The 4,899-nt window shown below is 57.7% G+C and carries 7 protein-coding genes; 4 read left to right on the top strand and 3 right to left on the bottom strand.

All coding sequences use genetic code 11. The annotated features are described in order from the left end of the window. Positions 1-135 precede the first annotated feature (135 nt). Together NW856_RS07485 and psaK are read right to left on the bottom strand one after the other, a co-directional pair. The gene (locus tag NW856_RS07485) at positions 136-273 is read right to left on the bottom strand and encodes a photosystem II reaction center protein K (protein WP_414350277.1); all 138 of its coding nucleotides are present in this window, start codon (positions 271-273) and stop codon (positions 136-138) included. Between the two features lie 121 nt (positions 274-394). Beyond that, positions 395-640, bottom strand: a complete 246-nt coding sequence (gene psaK, locus NW856_RS07480) for a photosystem I reaction center subunit PsaK (RefSeq protein WP_011431775.1) — start codon at positions 638-640, stop codon at positions 395-397. A 357-nt stretch (positions 641-997) separates the two neighbouring features. Here psaK and NW856_RS07475 point away from each other — a divergent pair, with 357 nt between their 5' ends. From NW856_RS07475 to NW856_RS07465, 3 genes are all read left to right on the top strand, one after another. Further along, positions 998-1,969, top strand: coding sequence for a fatty acid desaturase (locus tag NW856_RS07475; RefSeq protein WP_414399691.1), 972 nt, complete (start codon positions 998-1,000; stop codon positions 1,967-1,969). A 1-nt stretch (position 1,970) separates the two neighbouring features. Further along, a complete protein-coding gene (locus tag NW856_RS07470) occupies positions 1,971-2,852 on the top strand; it encodes a hypothetical protein (RefSeq protein WP_414399690.1) in 882 nt (293 codons plus the stop codon). Between the two features lie 70 nt (positions 2,853-2,922). Then, the gene (locus NW856_RS07465) at positions 2,923-3,792 is read left to right on the top strand and encodes an SDH family Clp fold serine proteinase (protein ID WP_414350282.1); all 870 of its coding nucleotides are present in this window, start codon (positions 2,923-2,925) and stop codon (positions 3,790-3,792) included. On the opposite strand, the gene NW856_RS07460 is transcribed toward NW856_RS07465, so the two are convergent. Then, positions 3,784-4,476, bottom strand: coding sequence for a J domain-containing protein (locus tag NW856_RS07460; RefSeq protein WP_414399689.1), 693 nt, complete (start codon positions 4,474-4,476; stop codon positions 3,784-3,786). The genes NW856_RS07465 and NW856_RS07460 overlap by 9 nt on opposite strands. An 84-nt stretch (positions 4,477-4,560) precedes the next feature. On the opposite strand from NW856_RS07460, the gene NW856_RS07455 reads away from it, so the two are divergent. Continuing rightward, a complete protein-coding gene (locus NW856_RS07455; RefSeq protein WP_414350285.1) occupies positions 4,561-4,854 on the top strand; it encodes a DUF3082 domain-containing protein in 294 nt (97 codons plus the stop codon). Positions 4,855-4,899: the final 45 nt, after the last annotated feature.

Raw genomic sequence — 4,899 nt, 5'->3', positions numbered from 1 at the left:
GACCAGTGACAAGACGGCTTGTCGCTTTTGCCGGGGTATAGCAACAAACCCCCCAACCTGGGAGAGGAGCTGGGGGGAAGCACCTCGGCTCTGCCTGAGTTTCCTCCGGACAAGACCTCAGCAGGAGCGATGGCTTCACTTGAAGCCCACTGCCGCTTGCCAGACAAAGGCCAGCAGGAAAAACAGAACAGGGATGATCGGCAAAATGTCGATCAGCGGGTCAAACAATTCATAGCCTTCCGGCAAACTGGCCAGGAGCATCATCGCTGACATGGCAACAAACCTCAGGGGAAAACGCGGCTGAAGGAACTGCTTTTTTCAGAATCGAAATAGAGTGTAACATCACCAAGCAGGGATCCGGACTAAGTTCAAGAAATGTAAAGGAAGTGGCGACCTAGAGAACGCCAATGTTAGAGAGGCCCAAAACGACCCCCACTCCCAACAAATGGCCAAAGCTGGCAACCCCGATGACTTCCGGCCAGGTCATTCCCAGTACCGGCCCAGTCTCTGAGGCCACTCCAGAAGAGGATTTGAAGCTCAAGTAAGCCAGCCCTGTGCAGAGCAGAATGATCACGGCGTTCAGGGGGGACCAGGGGCTGGTTTGAGCGGTCAGAGCCAACAGCGCAACAACAGGCATCATGGTTTCCATCCTCAGCTCAGGTTAACCGACCCTTAGATTACCCCTCCTGCTGGGATCCCCTCGCAATCTGCACATGAATTGCAACAAAACCTCACACTACGGCTTTTCTCTGGCTTCAGGGGCAGTTTGCCGTTGCCGGGATCCTTCGGGAATCCTTGGCCAGGAGAGGAAGGTGCCCCCATGGCTGGGGTTGTGAGGAAAATAAGGCTTGGGCTGAGAAGCTGGGCAGGTCTCTGCCGTATACTAACGAAAGTTAACAAACTTATCTCTTCGATCTCTTTTCGGTGTGATGACTGGGACGCGCTGCCTCGACCCATCCTCTCTGTCTGCACTGTGCGCACCTAAGGATGGCTGCCGATGACTGTTGCTGCTACTGCTGAACCAGCCCAAAAACCTTTCGCATTGCCTCGTGAGCTGTTGGGGCCACCCTCGGAATTTTGGAATCCCACCTTGCTGATGTTTTTGGCTGCGGTGGTGCTTTCGGCCTCTTGCTTTGGCGGGTACGCCTTTTGGCACTGGCCCAAATGGATGGTGTTCTGGCTCAATTTTGTGGCCCTCTATGTTCTGGGCACGGTGATTCACGATGCTTCCCATGGCTCGGCCCACCGCAACCGCTTTCTGAACGAGGCACTCGGACACGGCTCTGCCCTGTTGCAGGGTTTTGTCTATCCCGTCTTTAAGCGGGTACACATGCAGCACCACGCCCACGTCAACCATCCTGAAGACGATCCCGATCACTATGTCTCAACGGGAGGGCCGCTGTGGCTGATCGCGCCGCGGTTTTTCTACCATGAGGTGTTTTTCTTTAAGCGGCAGCTCTGGCGGAAAGGTCGCTGGGATCTGCTGGAGTGGGGCTTGAGTCGGCTGGTGGTTATCCTGACCTTTGGTCTGGCCAGCTACTTCGGCTACACCGACTACATCATGAACTATTGGCTACCCCCTGCCTTTATCATGGGGTTCTTGCTGGGCTTGTTTTTTGACTACCTGCCCCATCGCCCTTTTCAATCCCAAGAGCGGTGGTACAATGCCCGCGTCTATCCCGGATGGCTGACCAACGTTCTGCTGTTGGGGCAAAACTATCACCTGATCCACCATCTCTGGCCTTCTGTTCCCTGGTACAAATACCAAGCAGCCTACTGGGCAGCCAAACCTGAGCTGGACGCGCGCAACTGCCAGCAAACGCTGGGGATCTGGGAGAAGGGAGAGTTTTGGGGCTTTTTGTACGATGCTCTGATCGGTCTGCACTGGCACAAGCCCACTTCAGCTCACCCCGCTGCGCCAGCCAATCCAGAATCGGAGGGATCCCCTGCGGATCCACAGCTTGGCTAGCATGGTTTGGCCAACGCTGCAAGTCCCGCAGGTGCTGCTGTTTGTGGAAGCGGCCAGCCTGTTGCAGGACTCTAGCCAGGTTTTGTTGCAGGCCGGTCGGGCAACGGCAGATTTGCCGGAGTTGATTGCAGAAGCGCAGGCGCGGGCCGAAGTCCAGGTGCAGCTCCTTGGGATCCCCGCAGACTTGCGGGCACAGGTGCGAGGGATCCTCAGGTTGACCTCGCCTCAAGAGGTGCTGGCCTACTTGCAGGACTTGCTGGACAGGGGATCTGGCCCGGATTTGGAAGCCTTTTTGGAGCAGGCGGGATCCGCCTCTACAGTGCTGCGCTTCCCCCCCCTGTTGGTGGGGGCTGTGGCTCTGGAGGTGGTGCTGGAGCGGTTGGACTTTTCTCCAGAAGAGCGGGCTGTGGTGCAAGCCCAACGGGATCAATGGGAACAGGCCCTGGCGGAATTGGCCACTCACCACAGGGTTTCCCCAGAGCCGCTGCAGGCTGCTGCCGAGACGGTGCTGCGGGCGGTTTCAGCAGAGGAGCTGCTGCAACTGGGTCAGGATCTTTTTCAAGATCTCCAAGATCTCGCTGTTGCTGATTCTGAGCCAGAAGCCGAGCCCCAGGTGGAATTGGCGGGGCCTCTGCTGTTCATGATGGTGGCGGATTACCTGCTGGCCCAAACGGAGTATCCGCTTACCCCGGAGCAGCGGCTGGACTTGCAAACCAATCGCGCCGCGGCAGAAACCCGCTACTTGGCCATGCAAAAGTTGGGCCGCATTGAAAACTTGGCGGAGCAGCAGGCTTATATTCGATCCTGGATTGACCAAGCTTCCGTACCGGATTTGCTGCAGGCTTTGGATCGCTTTTTTGCGGCGTCTGAACCCAACTCGTGAGGCCCAGAGATCACCAAAGGTTTGCTATCCCCTATCCTGGAAGCAAAGGGATCCCACTTGAGGTGCGAAAGTGGACTGGGGCAGCCTGTTCTGGATTTTCCTGATCTTCAGCTCTTTGCAACCTCTGCTGAACCGTCGTGCCCAAGAGTTCCGGCGCTTGATGGCCATTCGGGAGTTGGAGCAAAAGCGGGGCAGCCGGGTGATTCTGCTCATTCACCGCCAGGAGTCGATTAGTTTTTTGGGGATCCCGGTTTCCCGCTACATCAGCATCGAGGACTCCGAGCAGGTATTGCGGGCGATTCGCCTCACTCCACCCAATACCCCGATTGATTTGATTTTGCATACCCCCGGTGGCCTGGTGCTGGCTACGGAGCAAATTGCCCGCGCCTTGATCCGCCATCCGGCCAAAGTGACAGTGTTTGTGCCCCACTACGCCATGTCGGGGGGGACGATGCTGGCCCTGGCCGCCGACGAAATCGTCATGGATGCCAATGCAGTCCTGGGGCCGGTGGATCCACAGTTGGGGGGGTATGCTGCCGCCAGTATTCTGCAGGTGGTGGCGGATAAACCCATTGCCGAAATCGATGACCAAACCTTGATCCTGGCAGATCTGGCCCGCAAAGCGATGCAACAGGTACAGAACTTCGTGCGGGATCTCCTGAAGGACGATGTGCCCAAGCGCAAAATTGCCCCCGAACGCATCGAGCCCCTCATCCAGTACCTAACCAGTGGACAAGTTACCCACGACTACCCGATCACTGCCGAAGAAGCCCAAAGGTTGGGCCTGCCCATTTCTACTGAGTTGCCACCCCAAATCTATGCCCTGATGGACTTGTACCCACAGGCCACCATGGGCCGCCCTTCCGTGCAGTACATCCCTATCCCCTATGATCCTCGCCCCTCTCTGCCCAGGGGGGGATCCCGCTCTGGCCTAGGGTGAACTCTTGGCGTAAGCTTCCATGGCTTCCAGGCGCAGCCCTCTTGCCCGGCGAAACAGCTCTTGTCCGGTGTGCAGGTGGCGATCGTCGCAGTTCAGCGGGAAATACTGCAGCTCCTCTAGGGCATCTTCTAAGTGGTTGAGGGCGTAGTAGAGGCGAGAGGCCACTCCCCCCAAGCTGCTGGGATTGGGAAGGCGCCGAAAGATCTGCTGAGCTTGGGCCAGTTTCTGGCTACACTCTTCCAAATAGGTGGCGAAGGACTCCAACAGGTCGGGATCAAAGGGATCCGCCGCCAAAGCATGCAACTGAGGCTCTAGGGAAGACAGCAGGGGCCCCAAAACTCGGTTTAGGGGGGTGTAGACCTGTTGGATCCAGGCTGCGCGGGCGATGGCTTCGTGGCTGACGGTTTCACGGGGGGATCCCGTCGGCTGAGGGCAGGGTGAGGTGCGGCTGGAGTGCAATTGCCGGTCGTAGTCGCGGCGAGATTGCGGATCTTTGAGCACCGCGTAGGCAGCGTTGATCTGGCGGATGCGCTCAGCGGTGGCCCGATCTTTTTTGGCCAGCAGGCTATCGGGATGGTGATACTTGACCAAACGACGGTAGGCAGACTTGATCTCCTCCGCCGTCGCCGCCACGGAAACGCCCAAAACTTCGTAGTGGGATCCCACTCCCGATCCGCTCTCCATAACCCCTAGGCTTGCCGGAAAGAAAAGAAACTTCCACATTGTACCTGCAGCCTAGAATAAAGGTGAGTTTTCCGGTGCTGCCCCATGTCTTCCGCCTCGCCCCAGGGATCCCCCCATCCTTTCAGTGCCCTCTTGGGGGCCGCCATCGCCGTCAGTTTGGGCTACGGGTTCTTTCAACTGCTGCTCTCGATGTTGGCCAAGTTGCCGCCAATTGAGGTGGAGATTGGATCGTTGGCCCGCGGAATCAGCATTCTGGTGCGCTACCTGCTGGTCGGTTCCGTTTCCCTGATTGCCTTCATGTTTGCCATGGTGGGGTTGGGGCTGGCGGCCTATTGTGTGCAATTGCTGGGAGAGCGGCTGACCTCCTCTCAGCGCTGAACCTAGGGGCACAACCTGATACATTTACGCTGAACACTGCTGAAC

Source organism: Synechococcus sp. R3-13 (assembly GCF_047462195.1).
Lineage (GTDB): Bacteria > Cyanobacteriota > Cyanobacteriia > Thermostichales > Thermostichaceae > Thermostichus.
The sequence above is the reverse complement of the archived record's forward strand: the minus strand, read 5'-3'. Positions and strand labels throughout refer to the sequence as shown.

Coding starts and splice junctions, on each gene's coding strand:
- NW856_RS07485 (WP_414350277.1), bottom strand. CDS start 273: ATGTCAGCGATGATGCTCCTGGCCAGTTTGCCGGAAGGCTATGAATTG.
- psaK (WP_011431775.1), bottom strand. CDS start 640: ATGATGCCTGTTGTTGCGCTGTTGGCTCTGACCGCTCAAACCAGCCCC.
- NW856_RS07475 (WP_414399691.1), top strand. CDS start 998: ATGACTGTTGCTGCTACTGCTGAACCAGCCCAAAAACCTTTCGCATTG.
- NW856_RS07470 (WP_414399690.1), top strand. CDS start 1,971: ATGGTTTGGCCAACGCTGCAAGTCCCGCAGGTGCTGCTGTTTGTGGAA.
- NW856_RS07460 (WP_414399689.1), bottom strand. CDS start 4,476: ATGGAGAGCGGATCGGGAGTGGGATCCCACTACGAAGTTTTGGGCGTT.
- NW856_RS07455 (WP_414350285.1), top strand. CDS start 4,561: ATGTCTTCCGCCTCGCCCCAGGGATCCCCCCATCCTTTCAGTGCCCTC.